At 61.7% G+C, this 20,608-nt stretch carries 16 protein-coding genes and 2 pseudogenes; 10 read left to right on the forward strand and 8 right to left on the reverse strand.

The annotated features are described in order from the left end of the window. Positions 1-75: 75 nt before the first annotated feature. Positions 76-4,323 (forward strand): hypothetical protein, encoded by a 4,248-nt coding sequence (locus tag WGT02_RS06430; protein WP_208248621.1) that lies wholly within the window; start codon positions 76-78, stop codon positions 4,321-4,323. A 177-nt stretch (positions 4,324-4,500) separates the two neighbouring features. On the opposite strand, the gene WGT02_RS06435 is transcribed toward WGT02_RS06430, so the two are convergent. Next, entirely contained in the window at positions 4,501-4,716 is a 216-nt protein-coding gene (locus WGT02_RS06435) for a hypothetical protein (protein ID WP_024318011.1), read from the reverse strand. Between the two features lie 128 nt (positions 4,717-4,844). On the opposite strand from WGT02_RS06435, the gene WGT02_RS06440 reads away from it, so the two are divergent. Continuing rightward, positions 4,845-5,666, forward strand: a complete 822-nt coding sequence (locus WGT02_RS06440; RefSeq protein ID WP_024318010.1) for a bifunctional allantoicase/(S)-ureidoglycine aminohydrolase — start codon at positions 4,845-4,847, stop codon at positions 5,664-5,666. Between the two features lie 61 nt (positions 5,667-5,727). Here WGT02_RS06440 and cysN read toward each other — a convergent pair whose 3' ends face one another. The 3 genes from cysN to WGT02_RS06455 form a co-directional block, all read right to left on the reverse strand. Further along, complete coding sequence (gene cysN, locus WGT02_RS06445) at positions 5,728-7,212, reverse strand: sulfate adenylyltransferase subunit CysN (protein WP_024318009.1); 1,485 nt, start codon at positions 7,210-7,212, stop codon at positions 5,728-5,730. Between the two features lies 1 nt (position 7,213). After that, positions 7,214-8,167 (reverse strand): sulfate adenylyltransferase subunit CysD, encoded by a 954-nt coding sequence (gene cysD / locus WGT02_RS06450; RefSeq protein ID WP_024318008.1) that lies wholly within the window; start codon positions 8,165-8,167, stop codon positions 7,214-7,216. 111 nt (positions 8,168-8,278) lie between these two features. After that, positions 8,279-9,025 (reverse strand): phosphoadenylyl-sulfate reductase, encoded by a 747-nt coding sequence (locus WGT02_RS06455; protein ID WP_024318007.1) that lies wholly within the window; start codon positions 9,023-9,025, stop codon positions 8,279-8,281. A gap of 413 nt (positions 9,026-9,438) precedes the next feature. Here WGT02_RS06455 and WGT02_RS06460 point away from each other — a divergent pair, with 413 nt between their 5' ends. The 4 genes and pseudogenes from WGT02_RS06460 to WGT02_RS06475 all read left to right on the forward strand — a co-directional run. Further along, positions 9,439-9,885, forward strand: a complete 447-nt coding sequence (locus WGT02_RS06460) for an Rrf2 family transcriptional regulator (protein ID WP_037125403.1) — start codon at positions 9,439-9,441, stop codon at positions 9,883-9,885. A 200-nt stretch (positions 9,886-10,085) separates the two neighbouring features. Next, complete coding sequence (locus WGT02_RS06465; RefSeq protein ID WP_024318005.1) at positions 10,086-10,472, forward strand: DUF6152 family protein; 387 nt, start codon at positions 10,086-10,088, stop codon at positions 10,470-10,472. Positions 10,473-10,475: 3 nt separating this feature from the next. Next, positions 10,476-10,952 carry a hypothetical protein gene (locus WGT02_RS06470; protein WP_024318004.1) on the forward strand — a complete coding sequence of 159 codons (477 nt, stop codon included), beginning with the start codon at positions 10,476-10,478 and terminating at the stop codon, positions 10,950-10,952. 57 nt (positions 10,953-11,009) lie between these two features. Continuing rightward, positions 11,010-11,189, forward strand: a pseudogene (locus WGT02_RS06475) (type II toxin-antitoxin system RelE/ParE family toxin); the annotation flags it as partial. A 12-nt stretch (positions 11,190-11,201) separates the two neighbouring features. Here WGT02_RS06475 and betA read toward each other — a convergent pair. The 3 genes from betA to betI form a co-directional block, all read right to left on the reverse strand. Next, positions 11,202-12,854 carry a choline dehydrogenase gene (gene betA, locus WGT02_RS06480; protein ID WP_024318003.1) on the reverse strand — a complete coding sequence of 551 codons (1,653 nt, stop codon included), beginning with the start codon at positions 12,852-12,854 and terminating at the stop codon, positions 11,202-11,204. 135 nt (positions 12,855-12,989) lie between these two features. Beyond that, positions 12,990-14,459 carry a betaine-aldehyde dehydrogenase gene (betB, locus tag WGT02_RS06485; RefSeq protein ID WP_208248618.1) on the reverse strand — a complete coding sequence of 490 codons (1,470 nt, stop codon included), beginning with the start codon at positions 14,457-14,459 and terminating at the stop codon, positions 12,990-12,992. Then, complete coding sequence (betI, locus tag WGT02_RS06490; RefSeq protein WP_024318001.1) at positions 14,456-15,055, reverse strand: transcriptional regulator BetI; 600 nt, start codon at positions 15,053-15,055, stop codon at positions 14,456-14,458. Before betI ends, betB begins: the two co-directional genes overlap by 4 nt. A 141-nt stretch (positions 15,056-15,196) precedes the next feature. On the opposite strand from betI, the gene WGT02_RS06495 reads away from it, so the two are divergent. The 4 genes from WGT02_RS06495 to WGT02_RS06510 all read left to right on the forward strand — a co-directional run bounded on the left by WGT02_RS06495 (position 15,197) and on the right by WGT02_RS06510 (position 19,170). Next, the gene (locus tag WGT02_RS06495; RefSeq protein WP_024318000.1) at positions 15,197-15,745 is read left to right on the forward strand and encodes an HdeD family acid-resistance protein; all 549 of its coding nucleotides are present in this window, start codon (positions 15,197-15,199) and stop codon (positions 15,743-15,745) included. A gap of 186 nt (positions 15,746-15,931) precedes the next feature. Then, positions 15,932-16,174, forward strand: coding sequence for a type II toxin-antitoxin system ParD family antitoxin (locus WGT02_RS06500; RefSeq protein ID WP_024317999.1), 243 nt, complete (start codon positions 15,932-15,934; stop codon positions 16,172-16,174). Between the two features lie 89 nt (positions 16,175-16,263). Continuing rightward, positions 16,264-18,096, forward strand: a complete 1,833-nt coding sequence (locus WGT02_RS06505) for a GGDEF domain-containing protein (protein ID WP_024317998.1) — start codon at positions 16,264-16,266, stop codon at positions 18,094-18,096. Between the two features lie 78 nt (positions 18,097-18,174). Then, positions 18,175-19,170 carry an NAD(P)H-quinone oxidoreductase gene (locus tag WGT02_RS06510; protein WP_024317997.1) on the forward strand — a complete coding sequence of 332 codons (996 nt, stop codon included), beginning with the start codon at positions 18,175-18,177 and terminating at the stop codon, positions 19,168-19,170. A gap of 15 nt (positions 19,171-19,185) precedes the next feature. On the opposite strand, the pseudogene WGT02_RS06515 reads toward WGT02_RS06510, so the two are convergent. Continuing rightward, positions 19,186-20,539, reverse strand: a pseudogene (locus WGT02_RS06515) (MFS transporter). Between the last annotated feature and the right edge of the window lie 69 nt (positions 20,540-20,608).

Raw genomic sequence — 20,608 nt, forward strand, 5'->3', positions numbered from 1 at the left:
GCGCGCGCCAGCTTTTGCTACGAGACGCGAGACGAAAGACACCGTCACCGCTAACGCCAGTGCAAGGGCAATTTCATGACCTCGATCGTTTCTTCTCTTTCCAATACCCAGATCAAATCTCTATCGGCAAAGACGATTAAGGGCTTCTCTACCGAGGATGTCGCGGCGCTTTCCACAGAGCAGCTCAAGATTTTCAACAAAGATCAGATATCCGCCCTTGAGGCTGAAGATATCGAAGCGCTCGATTCAGATCAGCTCGGCGCGATTTCAACGACCGCGATCGCAGGATTGAAGCCGGAATTGCTTGCCGCACTCGACGCCACGAAAATCGGGGCTCTGGGGAACGATCAGATTGCAGCCTTCAGCGCCACGCAGATTGCGGCTCTTACTCCCGACCAGATCGAAGGCCTCACGGCTGATCAGATCAAGGGCCTAAATGCGACACAGATCGGCTCCATCGGTGCGGAAGACATTGCCAAGTTCTCTGACGACGAAATTGCGGCCATCAGCACCAAGGCCATCGGCAGCCTGAAGAACGAAGCGATCGCTGTGTTGAGCGACAGCCAGGTCGGCAAGCTCAGCGCCGATCAGATCAAGGTGATGACACCGAAGCAGATCAGCGGCTTCACGGCTGGCCAGATTGGCAAGTTCAGCGACGAGCAGATCGGTGCCCTGTCGGCAGCCCAGGTGGGTGCGCTCACCAACGACCAGATCGGCGGTCTTTCCGCAGGTCAGATCGGCAAGCTCAGCAACGCGGCCGTTGCCGGTCTGAAGGCAACGCAAGTCACTGCGATGAGCGCTGATCAGGTGGCGGGCATCACTGCGGGCCAGAGTGCTCTACTGAGCGCCGCACAGGTCGCAGGCTTCAGCGCCACGAACGTCACCAAGCTGACCGACGATGCCGTTGCAGCCCTCAGCACCAAGGCCATCGGCAGCCTGAAGAACGAAGCGATCGCTGTGTTGAGCGACAGCCAGGTCGGCAAGCTCAGCGCCGATCAGATCAAGGTGATGACGCCGAAGCAGATCAGCGGCTTCACGGCTGGCCAGATCGGCAAGTTCACCGATGAGCAGATCGGTGCGCTGTCGGCAGCCCAGGTCGGTTCGCTGACCAACGACCAGATCGGCGGTCTCTCCGCCGCTCAGATCGGCAAGCTCAGCAACGCGGCCGTTGGCGGTCTGAAGGCAACGCAGATCGCTGCGATGAGCGACACGCAGCTTGAAGGTCTGAGCGTTGCTCAGGCTGGTGCGCTGACGGCAGCCCAGGTGGGTGCTCTGAGTGCTGAAGACATTGCCAAGTTCTCTGACGACGAAATTGCGGCCATCAGCACCAAGGCCATCGGCAGCCTGAAGAACGAAGCGATCGCTGTGTTGAGCGACAGCCAGGTCGGCAAGCTCAGCGCCGATCAGATCAAGGTGATGACGCCGAAGCAGATCAGCGGCTTCACGGCTGGCCAGATTGGCAAGTTCAGCGACGAGCAGATCGGTGCCCTGTCGGCAGCCCAGGTGGGTGCGCTCACCAACGACCAGATCGGCGGTCTTTCCGCAGGTCAGATCGGCAAGCTCAGCAACGCGGCCGTTGCCGGTCTGAAGGCAACGCAGATCACTGCGATGAGTGCTGATCAGGTTGCTGGCATCACTGCAGGCCAGAGTGCTCTACTGAGCGCCGCACAGGTCGCAGGCTTCAGCGCCACGAACGTCACCAAGCTGACCGACGATGCCGTTGCAGCCCTCAGCACCAAGGCCATCGGCAGCCTGAAGAACGAAGCGATCGCTGTGTTGAGCGACAGCCAGGTCGGCAAGCTCAGCGCCGATCAGATCAAAGTGATGACACCGAAGCAGATCAGCGGCTTCACGGCTGGCCAGATCGGCAAGTTCACCGATGAGCAGATCGGTGCCCTGTCGGCAGCCCAGGTCGGCTCGCTGACCAACGATCAGATCGGCGGTCTCTCCGCCGCTCAGATCGGCAAGCTCAGCAACGCGGCCGTTGGCGGTCTGAAGGCAACGCAGATCGCTGCGATGAGCGACACGCAGCTTGAAGGTCTGAGCGTTGCTCAGGCTGGTGCGCTGACGGCAGCCCAGGTGGGTGCTCTGAGTGCTGAAGACATTGCCAAGTTCTCCGACGATGAAATCGGAGCGATCGGTGCGAAGGCGATCAACGGCCTGAAGAACGATGCGATTGCCGCCCTTCGCGAAAGCCAGATCGGCAAGCTCAGCACCGATCAGATCTCTGGTCTGCTATCGACTCAGGTCGCCAGCTTCACGGCAACCCAGATCGGCAAGTTCAGCGATGCGCAGATCGGTGCCCTGTCGGCAGCCCAGGTGGGTGCGCTCACCAACGACCAGATCGGCGGTCTTTCCGCAGGTCAGATCGGCAAGCTCAGCAACACGGCCGTTGCCGGTCTGAAGGCAACGCAGATCACTGCGATGAGCGCTGATCAGGTGGCGGGCATCACTGCAGGCCAGAGTGCTCTACTGAGCGCCGCACAGGTCGCAGGCTTCAGCGCCACGAACGTCACCAAGCTGACCGACGATGCCGTTGCAGCCCTCAGCACCAAGGCCATCGGCAGCCTGAAGAACGAAGCGATCGCTGTGTTGAGCGACAGCCAGGTCGGCAAGCTCAGCGCCGATCAGATCAAGGTGATGACACCGAAGCAGATCAGCGGCTTCACGGCTGGCCAGATTGGCAAGTTCAGCGACGAGCAGATCGGTGCGCTGTCGGCAGCCCAGGTGGGTGCGCTGACCAACGACCAGATCGGCGGTCTTTCCGCAGGTCAGATCGGCAAGCTCAGCAACGCGGCCGTTGCCGGTCTGAAGGCAACGCAAGTCACTGCGATGAGCGCTGATCAGGTGGCGGGCATCACTGCGGGCCAGAGTGCTCTACTGAGCGCCGCACAGGTCGCAGGCTTCAGCGCCACGAACGTCACCAAGCTGACCGACGATGCCGTTGCAGCCCTCAGCACCAAGGCCATCGGCAGCCTGAAGAACGAAGCGATCGCTGTGTTGAGCGACAGCCAGGTCGGCAAGCTCAGCGCCGATCAGATCAAGGTGATGACGCCGCAGCAGATCACCGGCTTCACGGCAGGCCAGCTCGGCAAGTTCACCGACGAACAGGTCGGCGCACTGTCGGCAGCCCAGGTCGGAGCGCTGACCAACGATCAGATCGCGGGTCTCTCCGCCGCTCAGATCGGCAAACTCAGCGACACGGCCGTTGCAGGTCTCAAGGCAACGCAGATCACCGCGATGAGCGACACGCAGCTCGAGGGTGTCAGCACTACTCAGGCTGGCGTGCTGACGGCAGCCCAGGTTGGGGCTCTGAGTGCAGCAGACATCGCCAAGTTCTCCGACGATGAAATCGGAGCGATCGGTGCGAAGGCGATCAACGGCCTGAAGAACGATGCGATTGCCGCCCTTAGCGAAAGCCAGATCGGTAAGCTCAGCACCGATCAGATCTCTGGTCTGCTATCGACTCAGATCCCTGGCTTCACGGCAACCCAGATCGGCAAGTTCAGCGATGCGCAGATCGGTGCACTGTCGGCAGCCCAGGTGGGTGCGCTCACCAACGATCAGATCGGCGGCTTGACTGCGGGTCAGATTGGCAAGCTCAGCAACACGGCCGTTACCGGTCTGAAGGCAAGCCAGATCACCGCGATGAGCGCTGATCAGGTGGCGGGCATTACTGCAGGCCAAGCTGGCCTTCTGACTGCGCTGCAGGTCGCAGGCTTCAGCGCTGCCAACGTTACCAAGCTGACCGATGACGCAGTCGCCGCGATCAACACCAAGTCGATCAGCGGTCTGAAGAACGAAGCCATCGGTGTTCTCAGCGACAGCCAGATCGGCAAGCTCAGCGCCGATCAGATCAAGGCTGTCACCACGCAGCAGATCACCGGCTTTACGGCAGGCCAGCTCGGCAAGTTCACCGATGAACAGATCGGCGCACTGTCGGCAGCTCAGGTCGGAGCGCTGACCAACGATCAGATCGCGGGTCTCTCCGCCGCTCAGATCGGCAAGCTCAGCGACACGGCCATCACCGGCCTGAAGGCAAGCCAGATCACCGGAATGAGCGTCGCTCAGATCGAAGGGATCACGCTGTCGCAGACTGCTAAACTGAACGCTGCACAGATCGGCGCAATGGCACCGGAAGGCGTAGCGAAATTCTCTGTCGACGAAATCGCCGCAATTGACGTCAGCGCGATCTCGGGACTTTCTGCGGATGACATCTCGGCCTTGGACAAGGATCACGCCAACGCCTTCACCACACCGCAGATCCAGGCAATGAATGACGATCAGCTGGCCGCCGTCGTGGCAGCCTACAACGAAGCCTAAAGAGCAAAGGAGGCGCGGTCTTCATGGCCGCGCCTCACCGAATTGTCGCGATCGGGCCTGCAGCCTTGCAGGCCCTCTTCGTTTTCTGACGTCAACTTCGGCGCGGGGGCCGGAAGCAAAGCGAGGAACTCGGCCAGGGGTTTAAACATCCCGAACATCACATCCGTCGGGTGCGTCCTATGCCCCGAGAATGGCATCGATTTCCGCAATCAGAGCCGCATAGGTCTCGATGTGCCGATAATACTCGTTGCGGATCTGCTCGGTGATATCGGAGAGCGGCCCGGCTCCCTCCGCGCGGAAGTGCTTGACCTCATTCTCGGTCATGGATTTGAGATTGTCCTCGTACTCCTTGACCCTCTGAACATAGTCTTCCCGAAGCTTTTCCAGGTTCATCACGTCCCTCCTGCGGTAGCCAAGCGCCGCGGACATTCTGACGCGCGGCGGCGGCAATCTAAAGGTTGCCTAGAAGAGATGCGGCGCTTAAAGCAGATTGACAATCCCGGCCGGTGAAAAGTGAACCAATGAGCAGCTCGAACTTCTATTCCAACATGGGCGGCCTGCCGCCACAGACCGAACTCCTGTCCAGCAAGGCCGTGTTCACGACGGCCTATGCCGTCATCCCCCGCACCGTTATGACCGACATTGTCACCAGCTATCTCCCGCACTGGGACGGTACGCGAGCCTGGGTCATCTCCCGCCCGTTGAGCGGTTTTTCCGAGACCTTTTCGCAATACATCATGGAAGTGCAGCCGGGCGGCGGCAGTGATAGGCCGGAGCCGGAAAAGCGCGCGCAAGGCGTGCTTTTCGTCGTCGAGGGCGAGATGACCGTCGAGTTCGAAGGTGCGTCGCATGCGATGCGTCCCGGCTCTTTCGCCTTCCTGCCGGCCGGCTCCCGCTGGACTTTGTGGAACAAGAGTGCTGCACCCGTGAAGTTTCATTGGATCCGCAAGGCCTTCCAGGAAGCCGAAGGCCTGGAGCCGCCGCCGGCGATCTTCACGCATGAGGAAAACCATCCGCCTCAGCCGATGCCAGATACGGACGGCGCCTGGGCGACGACGCGCTTCATCGACCCGGCCGATCTTCGTTATGACATGCACGTCACCATCGTCACCTTCGAGCCCGGCGGCGTGATCCCCTTCATGGAAACGCATGTCATGGAACACGGCCTCTATGTGCTCGAGGGCAGGGCCGTCTATCGTCTCAACAAGGATTGGGTTGAGGTCGAAGCGGGCGACTTCATGTGGCTGCGCGCCTTCTGCCCGCAGGCCTGCTACGCCGGTGGCCCCGGCCGCTTCCGCTACCTGCTCTACAAGGACGTCAACCGCCACATGCCTTTGTGGTAGGCGGAGAGAGAGACGGGTTACAATGAGAAACGGGGCCGATCTGGCCCCGTTTTCGTTTTATCTAGATGTCGCTTGCCGCATTCGACCAGAGGTCGGCGGCCTGGGCGGCGGTCATGCGCCGCACCTCCGCCTCGTGGCGGCGGTTGGCGAAGAGTTCGCTCGCCATGATCTGGTCGGCGAGGTCGGCGGGCAGCGACAGGATCACGCGGGCGTCGCCGCCGTGGATGCCGCCGAGTTCGCTGCGCTTTCCGCTCACCATGCCACCGGCCACCGTGTTGTTGGTGTCGGGGTCGATCAGGATGAACGAGCCGGATGCACGGTTCTGCTCATAGGGGTCGAAGATTGCCTGTTCGTCGAAGGCGAGGCGCACCTTGCCGATGGCATTCATGTAGAGCGTATCGACGGGAACCCAGGCACCGCTCTTCAGCTCAAGCTGCGCCAATGGCTGCACCTGCACACGCTGGCGGCGGCTGCCGCTCTTCAGCCAGTAGCGCTTGCCGGCTTCGATGCCTTCCGGCTGCAGCGCAACGATCTGTGCGTCGAAGGAGAGGCCGACCTGCGGCTGGCTGTCGATCGAGACGATCATGTCGCCGCGCGCGACGTCCACCTGCCGGTCGAGAACCAGCGTGATCGCGTCGCCGGCAACTGCGGCATTGCGCACCAGATCGAAGGTGACGATCTTGGAGACGTTGGCGACCATGCCCGAGGGCAGGATCATGACGCTGTCGCCCGGCTTGACGGAACCGCCGGCAACCGTGCCCTGGTAGCCGCGGAAGCTTTCGCCGGGGCGCGAGACGCGCTGCACAGAGAAACGGAAGCCCGTCGCCTGCGAGGAGCGGACGGTAGCAAGCTCAAGGGTTTCGACCAGCGTCGGGCCGGCATACCACGGCATCGACGCTTCACCGGAATAGACGACATTCTCGCCCTTCAGGGCGGACATCGGGATCGCGGTGATCTGCTTGACGCCGAGCGACAGCGCGAACTCGCGGAATTCATGGGTGATCTTGTCGAAGCCGGAGCGGTCGTAGTTCGTCAGGTCGATCTTGTTGATCGCAAGCACGAACTGCTTGATGCCGAGCAGGGAGGCGATAGTTGCGTGGCGGCGGGTCTGTTCCAGAATGCCGGCGCGGGCGTCGACCAGCAGGATGGCGAGGTCGGCGGTGGAAGCGCCGGTTGCCATGTTGCGGGTGTACTGCTCGTGGCCGGGTGTGTCGGCGACGATGAAGGAGCGCTTGTCAGTCGAGAAGTAGCGATAGGCAACATCGATGGTGATGCCCTGTTCGCGCTCGGCCTGAAGGCCGTCAAGCAACAGGGCAAAGTCAGGCAAGCCGAGGTCGTTCTGCTTGCCCGTCGAATCGCGCTGGAGCGTAGCGGCCTGGTCTTCCTTGACGGCCTTGGTATCCCAGAGCAGGCGGCCGATCAGGGTGGACTTGCCATCATCGACGCTGCCGCAGGTGATGAGGCGCAGCGGTCGCGCGTCGCGCGTCGCCGTTGCAGGTTCTGCGGCGGGCACGGTAAGGGCGTGTGCGGTTACGGCTGCGGTCATCTCAGAAATATCCTTCACGCTTCTTCTTTTCCATGGAGCCCGACTGGTCGCGGTCGATGGCGCGGCCCTGTCGTTCGGAAACCGTGGCAATTTCAAGTTCGGCGATCACCTCTTCGAGCGTGGTCGCTTTCGATGGGATGGCGCCCGTCAGCGGAAAATCGCCAAGGGTGCGGAAACGGATCATGCCTTCCTGGCGCACTTCGCCGGGAAGCAGTTCCAGCCGCGGATCTTCGGCGAGGATCATCATGCCGTCGCGCTCAACATAGGGACGCTTCTTGGCGTAGTAGAGCGGTACCAGCGGAATGTCTTCGGCCTGGATGTAGCGCCAGATATCGACCTCGGTCCAGTTCGACAGCGGGAAGACGCGAACGCTTTCGCCCTTGCGGATCTGGCCGTTATAGATGTTCCAGAGTTCCGGCCGCTGGTTGCGCGGGTCCCAGCGATGATCCGGCGTGCGGAATGAATAGATGCGCTCCTTGGCGCGGCTCGCCTCCTCGTCGCGGCGCGCGCCGCCGAAGGCTGCATCGAACTGGCCGGCATCGAGAGCCTGGCGCAGCCCTTCGGTCTTCATGATGTCGGTGAAGGCTGCCGAGCCATGCGTGAACGGCGTCACGTTTTCAGCCGCACCGCGCGGATTGATGTGCTCGATCAGGTCGAGGTCGTATTTCTTCGCGGTTTCGTCGCGAAAAGCGATCATCTCGCGGAATTTCCAGCCGGTGTTGACGTGCAGCAGCGGGAAGGGGACGCGACCGGGATAGAATGCCTTGCGTGCGAGATGCAGCAGGACGGACGAGTCCTTGCCGATCGAGTAGAGCATGACGGGCTTCTCGAACTCGGCGGCGACCTCGCGGAAAATGTGGATCGCTTCGTTTTCGAGCGCCTTCAAATGCGGATCGAGCGGCGGCTTCGCGCTCCGGGGATTGTTGATTTCCGTATCCGGACGGCTATCGGGCATTTCTAACTCCAGACTTCAATCATTCTCGGAAGGGAGGCGTCCGGAATGAGGTGCATTTCAGACTTCGAGGAGCGCAGGCGGCAGCCGCGCTCCGATCCCGAAGTCGACGGGTTACTGTTGCGCGGAAATCGCCGTGGCCTCTTCGGCCACGTGCAGACCGCATTCACGCTTTTCGTCCTGTTCCCACCACCAGCGGCCAGCGCGTTCCGGCTCGCCGGGCTTGATCGCCCGGGTGCAAGGCTCGCAGCCAATCGAGGGATAGCCGCGGGCGTGCAGCGGATTGACCGGCACGCTGTTGTCGGCAACGTAGGCCTTGATGATGTCGAGATCCCAGTCAGCGAGCGGGTTGACCTTCAAGAGATGACGCTCGGCGTCATACTCGGCAAACGGCGTGTCGGCGCGGTTGCTCGACTGGCCGCGGCGCAGACCGGTGATCCAGATCGTCGCCCCTGCCAGGGCTCGCGCAAGCGGCTTCAACTTGCGCACGCCACAACAGGCATGCCTGGCTTCGACGCTCTCATAGAAGCCGTTGAGGCCATATTTGGCGGCATAGGCGTCGATATCGGCCTGCTCGGGCTCGTAGCGGCTGATGTGGATGTCGTACTGCTTCTCGGTCTCGTCGATCAGGGAGAGCGTTTCCGGAAACAGCCGTCCGGTCTGCAGCGTCACGACATCGATCGGAAGGCGGTGGTTGCCGATCTCAGCGGTGATGACCTGGTCCTCAATACCGAGAGAGGTCGTGAAGACGACGCGGCCGCCGAGACCGGCGACAAGCGACAGACGCTCTGCAAGGTCAAGGCCTGCGAGTTTCGCGTTCAGCGTTTCCGCTTCGGCGTTTGGATTGGCAGCAACAGTCATGGGGATCCTGTCCTTGATGTTGGCCGGAGTATCGCAGGTCGGGGTCGGATCGGACAGAAAAACGCATTTCGAAAGCGGGCGCGATAGGAGCAAATATCTCTCCCCCGCCGCTGCAATGCGGAAAAGCAGCCGCACCGGCGATGTTTTGCCGACGGTCAGCCTAATTGGCTATTGATTTAGTAGAGTAACACGTTGCCTGTCAATCGGAAATGTGAATTGATGACATCAGGGGCACATTTTGCAGTAGATTTCAGGTATCGGCCGAGGGTGAAAAAACAAGGCCAAAAACCTTGTCTCTCAAGGGTTTCGCAGGCTTGTTCAAATTCCGTTCATGCTGCGCATGCCATAGAGGCAGGATCGAGCTTGCGGTGAGCTGGTGATTCCGCCCACCATGTGTGTGTCGACGGTCAAATATGATTACGCAGAAGGCAAAATATGCGCTGAGGGCGCTGACGGTATTGGCTGAAGCCGATGACGGCGAGCCTGTGATGATCTCCGACATCGCAGCGCAGCAGAAGATACCGAAGAAGTTCCTGGAACAGATTCTGCTCGACCTGAAACATCAGGGCATCGTCGTCAGCCGTCGCGGCAAGCAGGGGGGGTATCTCTTGCTGAAGCCGGCCGACATGATCACCTTCGGCGAGGTGCTGCGCATCATTGACGGTCCGATCGCACCGCTTCCCTGCCTCTCGATCACGGCTTATCGCAAATGCGATGATTGCGACGGCGAGCAGAACTGCGAGATCCGCCACGTCTTCGCCAAGGTGGCGGACGCAACCCGCAAGGTGCTGTTTTCCACGACGATCGCTGATGCCGTGGCGCCGGCAAAGGGCGCGCAAGTCACCCGCCTGCTGGCCTAGCGCAACCGCCTCGACGGCCGCTTATGCTCTGCCGCACGCCGCGCGCGAATGGCGGCCGCGACTGCAATTTGGGCACAGGATCGCAATTCACTGCCTTCCGGGATGTGCGCTTGATGCTTGCTTCAAGATTCGGTGAGATAGCTTTCAATCGCTCGCCTGTGCGCCAATTCGCTCCTGTCCAGTGGTAGGGAGAAACGAACATGCACGTCATGGGCTCGAAACGAATGGCAATCGGCGCAATCCTCGCAGTCACTTTGGCCACGGGAGCGGCCGCGCACCACGGCTGGTCATGGGCCGAGGGAGAGCAGACGGAATTGCGCGGCACCATCGAAAAGGTAACGATGGGCGGCCCACATCCGACGCTCGATGTTGCGACCGCCAGCGACGGCGTCTGGCTCGTCGAACTCGGCAACCCGCGGCAGACGGAGCGCTCGGGCTTTGTCGAAGGCTCGGCGAAGAAGGGGGATCCGGTTGTCGTTCTCGGAAACCGTTCGCTAAAGGCTGACGAAAAGCGAATGAAGGCCGTGCGGATCACGGTCGCCGACAAGCGCTACGATATTTACCCGGAACGGATCCAGACGAACTGAGTGATGGCGATCGAGTTCCTGGAATGGCTCGCCGCAACGCCGCTGTCGTCCGGGCTGCGGCGCTCAGCGCTTGTCTATATGGCAGTCAACGCCGCCCATATCCTCTCGATCGGGCTGCTGATAGGGGCAATCCTGCCGCTTGATCTGCGGCTGATGGGCCTCTTCGGATCGGTGCCGCTGGCGGTCATAGGTCCGTTCTTGTCGAGGGCGGCGGCCATCGGACTTGTCGGAGCGGTGATCACCGGCCTTGCCCTTTTCAGCGTAAAGCCGGTCGAATATGCGTCCAACACTGCCTTTCTTTGGAAGCTTGGACTGATCTCATTCGGGTTCTGTAATGCAGCGTTTGTTCATCTCGGGCGAGGATGGCGGGCGGGCCTTTCCAAGGGTTCGGCTACGACTGGCGTCAGATTGTCCGCAGCCCTATCGGCCGCGATTTGGGTCAGCGCTCTGATCTCAGGGCGATGGATCGGTTTTCTGTAATGATTCTGAGCTCCAAGAAGGTCGCTGTGCATTGCAATTGCAACGATCGTATAGGGCATTGCGACGTTGGAGGAGTTTCCGTTCAGTTGTCGAAAGGCGACGGGCAGCAGCGCTCTCTTGCGCGAACTGCTGATCCCCTTCGGTTCGGCAGGCCACGTCGTGCTTTTCCAGATCGAAGACAGCCACACAGTCATCATCGCTGCCGTCCGTCATCAGCGCGAAGAAGACTACCACTGATCGCGCGGCAGTCTACCGATCACTCACCGCCCAGCGCGGGCTGATCCATGGCTCCTGGTTGGAGCGCGGCAGCGCCTGCTTGCCGAGGATATGGTCGGCCGCCTTCTCACCGGTCATGATCGAGGGACCGTTGAGGTTTCCGTAGGTGACGTGCGGAAAGATCGACGAATCTGCTACGCGCAGCCCGTCTACGCCGATGACACGGGTCTCGGGATCGACGACCGCCATCGGGTCGCTCTTCGCGCCCATCTTGCAGGTGCCGCAGGGGTGGTAGGCGCTTTCCAGATGCTTGCGCAGGAAGGCGTCGATCTGCTCGTCGGTCTGCACAGTCTCGCCCGGCTGGATCTCCGGTCCGCGATACTGGTCGAAGGCCTTTTGTCCGAAGATCTCGCGCGTGAGCCGCACACAATGACGGAATTTCTCCCAGTCCTCTGGATGGCTCATATAGTTGAAGCGAATGACGGGGTCGGCCTTCGGGTCCGAGGACTGCAGCGTGACGTTGCCGCGCGACTTCGACAGATTGTAGCCGACATGCACCTGGAAGCCATGGCTCTTGGCCGCCGCCTTGCCGTCATAGCTGATCGCCACCGGCAGGAAGTGATACTGGAGGTCAGGCTGCTTGACACCAGGCGCCGAGCGCAGGAAGGCGCAGGCCTCGAACTGGTTCGAGGTGCCGAGCCCGGATCTGGTGAACATCCACTGCGCGCCGGCGACGCCCTGCCAGAACCAGGGAAGCCACGAATAGAGCGAGACCGGTTTGGTGCTGACCTGCTGGAAGTAGAATTCCATGTGATCCTGCAGATTGGCGCCGACGCCCGCCCGGTTCGCCTTCACCTCGATGCCCATGTCCTGCAGATGGGCGCCGGGGCCGATGCCCGAGAGCATCAAGAGCTTCGGCGAGTTGAAGGAGGAGGCCGAAACGATGACCTCCCGGTTCGCCTTCACCACCTCGACCCTGCCGCCGCGCTCGATCTCGACGCCGGTCGCCCGGCCGTTCTCGACCACCACCTTGTGGGCGTGGCCATAGACGACCTCCACGTTCGGCCGCTTCAGCGCCGGTTTCAGATAGGCGTTGGCCGCCGACCAACGGCGGCCGCCGAAGATGGTTTGCTCCATCAGCCCGAAGCCTTCCTGCTTCGAGCCGTTGTAATCCTCCGTCGCCTCGAAGCCCGCCTGCTTGCCAGCCTCGATGAAGGCGTGGAACAGTGGGTTGCGAAAGACGCCGCGCTGGACATGCAACGGTCCGTCAGTGCCGCGCCAGCCTTCCTCGCCGCCGTGGCTGTGCTCCATCCGCTTGAAGTAGGGCAAGACGTCCGCATAGGCCCATCCCTGGGCCCCGAGCTCTTCCCAGCGATTATAGTCCTCGGCGTGGCCGCGCACATAGACCATGCCGTTGATCGAGGAGGAGCCACCGATCACTTTGCCGCGCGGCGCGGTGATGCGCCGGTTGTTGAGAGCAGGCTCGGGCTCGGAGAGATAGCCCCAGTTGTAGCGCTTCATGCTCATCGGCCAGGCAAGGGCTGCCGGCATCTGGATGAACGGCCCGAAATCGGAGCCGCCCGCCTCGATGACGATCACGGTGTTCTTGCCGTCTTCCGAAAGCCGATAGGCGAGGGCGGAGCCCGCCGAGCCGGAGCCAATAATGACGAAATCTGCCTGCTGCATGGTAGTTCCTCTAGTGTTTTATCGTGCCGTGCCGCTCGTATGGCCTCGTGGTTCGAGACGGCCCTCAGGGCGGGCCTCCTCACCATGAGGCGGGAGCGAAGCGACCCTCGAAGGGTGAGGGCAGGCCGCGCCCCGTCAATACGGCGCCTCGACCTTTCCCATGCCGACGTACACCGTCTTCAGTTCCGAATAGTGTTCCAGCGCTGCGAGCGAGTTCTCGCGCCCGAAGCCGGATTGCTTTAAGCCGCCGAAGGGAATCTCGACAGGGCAGAGGTTGTAGGTGTTGATCCAGAGCGTGCCGGCCTCGAGCTGATCGACGACGCGATGGGCGCGTGTCAGATCGGCGGTGAAGACGCCGGCCGAGAGGCCGAATTCCGTGGCGTTGCCGCGCGCGATCACCTCTGCCTCGTCGTCGAAGTCGAGAACGCACATGACAGGCCCGAAGATCTCTTCACGAGCGATCGTCATATCGTCAGTGACGTCGGCAAAGACCGTCGGCTGGACGTAATAGCCTTCGCCGGAGACATTGTTCGGAATGCCACCGCCGGTGACAAGCGTCGCGCCCTCCGCCTTGCCCTTCTCGACGTAGGATAGAACCTTGTCGCGCTGCGCCCAGGAGACCATGGGCCCGAGCTGCGTGGCCTCATCCATCGGGTCGCCGATCAGGATGGCCTCCGTACGGGCCTTCAGCCGCTTCAGGAATTCCGCCTTGATCTTTCGCTGCACGAAGACACGCGTGCCGTTCGAGCAGACCTGGCCGGTCGAATAGAAGTTGCCGAGCATGGCGCCGCCAACGGCACTGTCGATATCGGCATCGTCGAAGACGACAAGCGGCGACTTGCCGCCGAGCTCCATGGTGACGTGCTTCAGGCTGCCGGCAGCAGCGGCAGCGACCTTGCGGCCGGTCGGCACCGAGCCCGTCAGCGACACCTTGGCGACGTCAGGATGGTTGACGAGCAGCGGGCCGGTTTCGCGGTCACCCTGGATGACATTGTAGAGCCCCTTCGGCAGGCCGGCCTCGTGCAGGATCTCTGCGATGGCAAGCGCGCCAAGCGGCGTGTTCTCCGACGGCTTGAAGACCATGGCATTGCCGGCGGCGAGCGCCGGCGCGCCCTTCCAGCATGCGATCTGCTGCGGATAGTTCCAGGCGCCGATGCCGACGCAGACACCGAGCGGCACGCGCTTGGTGTAGGCGAAGTCGCCGCCGAGAGGGATGTAGGAACCGTTGAGGCCGGCAGCGGCGATGCCGCCGAAGAACTCGAAACTGTCGGCGCCCGAGGTCGCATCGGCAACGATGGTTTCCTGGATCGGCTTGCCGGTGTCGAGTGTCTCCAGCTCGGACAGCTCGCGATTGCGCTCGCGCATGATCTCGGCAGCCCGCTTGAGGATACGGCCGCGCGCCGTCGGACTCATCGCCGCCCATTCGGGCTGGGCGCGCTTGGCCGCGGCGATCGCCTTTTCGACGATCGCGGGTGTCGCCGCGTGCAGCCGGGCGATCACCTCGCCGGTCGCCGGATAGATGCTTTCGATGACGCTGCCTGCTTCATCCTCGACATATTCGCCGTCAATGAAGTGGGAGGCTTTCGGCTGGGCTTTGAGGGTCACTGGATTTGTCCTTTCGCAAGGGCGGCAAGCTGTGAATTGATGTAGTCTTCGGTGAGCGAGATCGATGCCTCGATGCTGACAGGCGCTGACCTCAGACTTTGGCGGATGTAGAGCCCGTCGATCATCGCAGCCGCGCCTTCAGCAATGCGTTCTGCGGCATCCGCAGGGCAGAGCGCCTTCAGGTTGGCAAGCAGGTTCGACCGCAGGCGGCGGGCATAGATGACGAGGAAGCGCCGCGTCTCCTCCGAGCGCTGCGCCTCGGCATAGAAGGCAAGCCAGGCGGCGATGGTTGACGGCGCAAACTGGTCGGCCTGGAAGCTGACCCGGATCACGGCGGAGAGCTTTTCGCGCGACGTGACTGCCGCCTTCAACGCTTTCACCGCGTCGTCGCGCAACTGCTTTAAGAGAGAGCGAACGGTCTCGATCAGCAGCTGTTCCTTGCTGCCGAAATAGTGATGCGCCAGCGCCGGCGAAACACCGGCCTGCCGGGCAATTTCGGACATGGTGACGGTGAGCGAGCCGTGATCCCCGATCACGCGCAGCGCTGCATCCACGAGCGCCTTGCGGCGTACAGGCTCCATTCCGACTTTGGGCATGCCGCCACTCCATCAATGGAGATGAGTATAATTTTGATTGACTGATCAATCAATAAAAAACGCGCACTGCGCCCGGATGGGCGAACCCCTTCCCATTCCGTGTTTTTGCGGCATATTCTCCTACCAACCAGGAGGTGCGTCATGGCTGATATTCCTGACCGACTGAGCTTTCCGTCCTTGCAATCGAAATGGGGTTGGTTCGTTGCACTTGGGGTCCTGTTGATCGCATGCGGCCTTATAGCAGCGGCAAATATCGTGCTCGCGACCGTCGCGTCCGTCTACTACGTCGGGATGCTGATGCTGATCGGCGGCATCGTCTATCTGGTTCACGCGTTTCAGGTGCGAAGCTGGGACCAGGTGCTGTTTTGGGCGCTGAGCGGCGTACTTTATGTGCTGGCCGGTGTTTTCGCCTTCACGAATCCGCTACTTGCCTCGGCCGCGCTGACGCTGTTCCTCTCGATCGCGCTTCTGATTGCCGGCGTGTTCCGCACGTGGGTCGGCTGGCGCATGCGTCCGGTGAAGGGGTGGGGTTGGGTGCTCGCAAGCGGCATCATCACCGCGCTGGCGGGCGTGGTCATCGCGCTCGGATGGCCCGTCAATAGTCTCTGGATCCTGGGGCTTTTCCTCGCCTGCGACCTTCTCATCCAAGGCTGGTCGATGCTTGCCTTCGGCTTCGCGATCCGCCGCTAAGTTATGCCCGGAATTCACAGCCCTGGCTCACGAATTGTTTCTTTTTTGACAAGCATGTGAGCGAGGGCTAAAATTTGTCCCCACGAGAGGCAGCCGAGGCGGCGGGTGCATCGGTCATGCCGTGGACTGGCTAACCGTCCCCTGAGAGGGCAGTCATATGCCCGACGAGGTAAAGGGAGGAATCTCATGCCGATGGTCACCGTATCCATTTCACCACTGCAGGCGGCGGACATTCGCGCCGCGGTAGACAATGGCAGCTATGCTTCGAGCAGCGAGGTCGTGCGCGAAGCCCTGCGTCTGTGGGACGCCGCCCGAAAGGTCGGTGGACACGACAGCGAAATGCTCAATCAGGACTGCATCCCTGGAGGCGGCAAATGCGTTGCCGAGATGTTCGCCGATCACGAGGCCGAGCATCGGCGCACCGCCTGACCAAACCATTGATCGGGGAGCAAAATTCGCTCGCTTGAACGGTCGGGTTCGCCGGTTTCACAAAAGTTTCATATTGGGGAAAGGGTTCGTTGATCCTTCTCCGCCAGTGTCCCTGCGAAAAAACAATAAGACACAGCGATCCGGCGCTCGTTCGTCGCTACGCAAGCGATCAAATCGTAACCCTTGCGAAACTCGTCATCGAAAATGCGTTTCAACCCATCGTCGAGGCCGGGACGGGTGTCGTATTCGGCTATGAATCGCTGATGCGCGGACAGGAGCGCATCGGCTTCAGCTCCCCGGTCGAGATTCTGGACGAGGCCCATAAGAACCAGCAGCTGCTGCAGCTGGAGCAGATGGTGGCAAGCCGCGCGCTTGCGAAGTTCGCCACGCTCCCGCATTTCTCGAGCTCGACGCTGTTCCTCAATCTCGATGTCCGTCTGATCCCACATGGCGAGCGGCTGGTGGAAGGCCTGCTGCAGCATCTGAAGCTTGCCAATATCCCACCCTCCTCGATCTGTTTCGAATTCTCCGAGCGCTTCGACAATACCAGTGTGCCGGAGTTTGCGGCCCTCGTATCACTGCTGCGCAAGGCCGGCTTCAAACTGGCGATTGACGATTTCGGCGTCGGCCACGGCGAAATGAAGCTGCTCTGCGACCACCCGGTAGACTATCTGAAGATCGACCGGCATTTCATCGCCGATATCGACAGCAGCCCGCGCAAGCGACACCTTCTGAAGAACATCGTCCACATCGCCCACGTGCTTGGCACCCGCGTCATCGCGGAGGGGATCGAGACCGAGGCAGAGTTCGTCGCCTGCCGCGAATTCGGCGTCGATCTCGTCCAGGGCTGGTTCATCTCCCGCCCGACGACCCATATCACCGAGCTGCAGCCGTCGTTTCCGCACCTGCTGGACCTTCCCAAGGGCAAGCGCAGCCCGCAATCGCTCGACGAGATCCTGATCCGCAAGCAGATCGAGATGCTGCCGACGGTCTACGAGAACGACACGATCGACAGCGTCTTCGAGCTCTTCCGTCGCAATCCGCATCAGGCCTTTTTCCCGGTATTGAACGCGAACGGCGAGCCGCGCGGCATCCTGCACGAGCGGCATCTGAAGGAATACATCTACCAGCCCTTCGGCCGGGATCTGCTGAAGAACAAGGTCTACGAGCGAACCATCTCGCATTTCGTCGAAATGGCTCCGATCGTCGGTCTTGACTCCGATACCGAACAGCTGATGGCGATCTTCGCCAACATGGAAGGCACGAACTGCCTGCTGCTGACCGACAACATGCGCTATGCGGGCGTCGTATCTGCCGCGTCGCTCATCAAGGTCATGAACGAGAAGAAGCTGAAGACCGCCCAGGACCAGAACCCGCTGACCGGGCTGCCGGGCAACAGGGCGATCCGCGACTTCATGCGCGAGTCGAGCCTCGATGGGGACGAGAAGCGTCACTTCTGCTACTGCGATTTCGACAACATCAAGCCGTTCAACGATGCCTACGGTTTCCACCTCGGCGATCACGCGATTTCGCTCTTTGCCGCGCTCATGCGTCGCTATTTCTTCGCCGAGCGCCACTTCCTGGGGCATGTCGGTGGCGACGATTTTTTCATCGGCGTCCGTGGTTGGACCAACGAAGAGCTGACTGAAATTCTCGATCGCTTGATCAGCGATTTCCACGATGATGTGCTCGACCTCTATTCCGACGCCGATCGGGCCGCCGGCCGCATTCGCGGCCATGACCGCGCCGGCGTCGAAGCGCTGTTCCCCCTGATGCGCTGCTCGATCGGCGTGCTGGAGCTGCCGGAAGGTCTCGTCATCGACGACATCAATCGCGTCAGCGCCGAAATCGCCCATATCAAGGCCGAGGCCAAGGAAAGCGATGAAGGGCTCGTCTTCCATCTCTTGGGCGAGACGAATTGACGCCACCTGCGCTTGCCTCCTTCTCAAGTCCGTAGAGCTGAACTATCTGACATGCTTTCGGAACGAGGAGACCGGATCATGTCTTTGCCCACGCAGATGCGCTTCATCGACCTGCCGAGCTTCGGCGCGCCTGATGTGATGCGGATTGCCACCGAACCCTTGCCGGTACCGGGGGAGGGCCAGCTCCTTGTTCGCACCGAGGCGATCGGCGTCAACCGGCCCGACGTCGCACAGCGCCAGGGCATTTATCCGCCGCCGAAGGATGCAAGCCCCGTTCTCGGCCTTGAGATGGCAGGAGAGATCGTCGCCGTCGGCGCGGGCGTTCGTGACTTTGCTGTCGGCGACAAGGTGTGCGGCCTGACCAACGGCGGTGCCTATGCCGAATATTGCCTGCTGCCCGCGGGCCAGGCTCTGCGCTTCCCCAAGGGCTACGACGCGGTCAAGGCCGCGGCGCTTCCGGAGAATTATTTCACGGTCTGGGCAAACATGTTCCAGATGGCCGGGCTGACCGAAGGCGAGACGGTTCTCGTGCATGGCGGCTCGAGCGGCATTGGAACGACCGCTATCCAGCTTGCGCGGTCCTTCGGCGCAAAGGTCTACGCGACGGCCGGTTCGCAGGAGAAATGCGACGCCTGCGTAAAGCTCGGCGCAAAGCGGGCGATCAACTACAAGACAGAGGATTTTGCAGAGGTCATCAAGGCCGAGACCGGCCACGGTGTCGATATCATCCTGGATATGATCGGGGCTGCCTACTTCGAGCGGAACGTGGCATCGCTTGCAAAGGACGGTTGCCTGTCGATCATCGCCTTCCTTGGCGGGGCGGTCGCCGAGAAGGTCAATCTGGCGCCGATCATGGTCAAACGGCTGACGATCACCGGCTCGACGCTACGCCCGCGCACTGCCGAGGAAAAGCGGGCGATCCGCGACGATCTCCTGTCGCAGGTCTGGCCGCTTCTGGATGAAGGCAAGCTTGCGCCGGTCATCGATACCGTCGTCCCCTTCGAAAACGTTGCCGAGGCGCATCGGCGGATGGAAACGAGCGGTCACATCGGCAAGATCATGCTGCGTCTGTGACCGCTCGCACGTCGCTCACCGGGCCTGCCGTTCGGCGGGCGACGAGAGGGTCAAGGATATTGTGACGGCAATCAGGCCAGGAAGTGCCATCAGCACGTAGAGCCAGTGTGCGGCCGAGACGCCGCCCGCAACGCCACCGGGATCCACCAGCCCAGTGCTGTTGACAATCACGCCAGCAACGGCGGCGCCGAAGGCGCTGCCGAGCGACTGCACCGTCGAGATCGCCGCCGAGGCCTTGTCCTGTTCGGCGTTGCCGACGAGGCTAAGAACCTTGGTCACCAGATGCGCCCAGCCAAGGCCGACGCCGAAGCCCATCAGGAACATGCCGATGACGGCCGGTCCCAGCACCGCCAGATTGCCGGACGGATTGTCCGTTGCGAGGAAGGTCGTCAGGGACGCAACCGCAACCATCTCGATCACGCAACCGGCGACGATTGCCGTGTTGGCACCGCGTCCGGAGAGCGTTGCGCTGAAGAACGCGGCAAAGGTCCAGCCGAGTGCGACAAGGGCGGTCAGATAGCCTGACATCAGCGGTGTCACGCCGTGCAGCACCTGCAGGAAATAGGGAATGTAGATGTCGCTTGTCAGCACCAGCAGCAGCACGAACATCGTCAGGTAGACGCGTGCCACGGGCTTTGCGAGCATGACGGCGCCCGTCGGCAGAAGACGGTTCTTGCCGCGCCGCTCGACGGTCAGCATCGATAGGGTCGCAACGATCGATGCGGCAATCAGCAACGCTTTTGAGCTTGCTTCGTCGATCGTTCCGGCAATGCTGACGAGCAGAACGGCCGCAAGCAGCAAAGCAATCTGAAGGATCGGTATCTTGCCATGGGCGCGATCGTCTTCGGCGCGCGGCAGCAACAAGGGCGCGAGTGCCGCCATCAGCACACAGAGCGGAACCAGCAGCATGAAGGCATGCCGCCATGCGCTGCCTTCGGAAGAAGAGGCCTCCGAGGCTAGGGCCGAGCAAGGTCGACACGCCCCAGATGGCCGCATAGAGCGTTGAAGCCTTCTGCCACAGCGGCTCGGGGTAGGCGAAGCGAATGAAGGCGTAGGCAAGTCCGGCAAGAATGCCGGCGCCGAACCCCTGTACCGTGCGCCCGGCTAGCACCAGTGGCATCGCCGGGGCCAGCGCACAGATCAGGCTGCCGGCCCCGAACATGAGCGCGCCTGCGACGTAGACGCTGCGAAGCCCGATACCGCGCGGACGCATGGCGACGAAGATCGACCCCAGGACCGCCGCGGCGACGAATAGCGTCGTCATCCATGACAGCAGTTCGAGCCCGCCAATGTCGCGCACGATCGATGGTGCGATTGTCGCCGTGATGTAGGTCTCAACGGCGTAGAGCGTGACGCCGCCCCCGAGCATGAGGGTCGCGGGCAGCAGCGGCGCGGAAAACAGATGAAAGACGGAGGGCCTGTCTGCGGAAATCTCATC

Source organism: Rhizobium sp. T1470, from assembly GCF_042140505.1.
GTDB lineage: Bacteria > Pseudomonadota > Alphaproteobacteria > Rhizobiales > Rhizobiaceae > Rhizobium > Rhizobium favelukesii.

What these genes read in the sequence shown, in the direction of transcription:
- WGT02_RS06430 (WP_208248621.1), top strand. Translation starts at nt 76, where the DNA reads ATGACCTCGATCGTTTCTTCTCTTTCCAATACCCAGATCAAATCTCTA.
- WGT02_RS06435 (WP_024318011.1), bottom strand. Translation starts at nt 4,716, where the DNA reads ATGAACCTGGAAAAGCTTCGGGAAGACTATGTTCAGAGGGTCAAGGAG.
- WGT02_RS06440 (WP_024318010.1), top strand. Translation starts at nt 4,845, where the DNA reads ATGAGCAGCTCGAACTTCTATTCCAACATGGGCGGCCTGCCGCCACAG.
- cysN (WP_024318009.1), bottom strand. Translation starts at nt 7,212, where the DNA reads ATGACCGCAGCCGTAACCGCACACGCCCTTACCGTGCCCGCCGCAGAA.
- cysD (WP_024318008.1), bottom strand. Translation starts at nt 8,167, where the DNA reads ATGCCCGATAGCCGTCCGGATACGGAAATCAACAATCCCCGGAGCGCG.
- WGT02_RS06455 (WP_024318007.1), bottom strand. Translation starts at nt 9,025, where the DNA reads ATGACTGTTGCTGCCAATCCAAACGCCGAAGCGGAAACGCTGAACGCG.
- WGT02_RS06460 (WP_037125403.1), top strand. Translation starts at nt 9,439, where the DNA reads ATGATTACGCAGAAGGCAAAATATGCGCTGAGGGCGCTGACGGTATTG.
- WGT02_RS06465 (WP_024318005.1), top strand. Translation starts at nt 10,086, where the DNA reads ATGCACGTCATGGGCTCGAAACGAATGGCAATCGGCGCAATCCTCGCA.
- WGT02_RS06470 (WP_024318004.1), top strand. Translation starts at nt 10,476, where the DNA reads ATGGCGATCGAGTTCCTGGAATGGCTCGCCGCAACGCCGCTGTCGTCC.
- betA (WP_024318003.1), bottom strand. Translation starts at nt 12,854, where the DNA reads ATGCAGCAGGCAGATTTCGTCATTATTGGCTCCGGCTCGGCGGGCTCC.
- betI (WP_024318001.1), bottom strand. Translation starts at nt 15,055, where the DNA reads ATGCCCAAAGTCGGAATGGAGCCTGTACGCCGCAAGGCGCTCGTGGAT.
- WGT02_RS06495 (WP_024318000.1), top strand. Translation starts at nt 15,197, where the DNA reads ATGGCTGATATTCCTGACCGACTGAGCTTTCCGTCCTTGCAATCGAAA.
- WGT02_RS06500 (WP_024317999.1), top strand. Translation starts at nt 15,932, where the DNA reads ATGCCGATGGTCACCGTATCCATTTCACCACTGCAGGCGGCGGACATT.
- WGT02_RS06510 (WP_024317997.1), top strand. Translation starts at nt 18,175, where the DNA reads ATGTCTTTGCCCACGCAGATGCGCTTCATCGACCTGCCGAGCTTCGGC.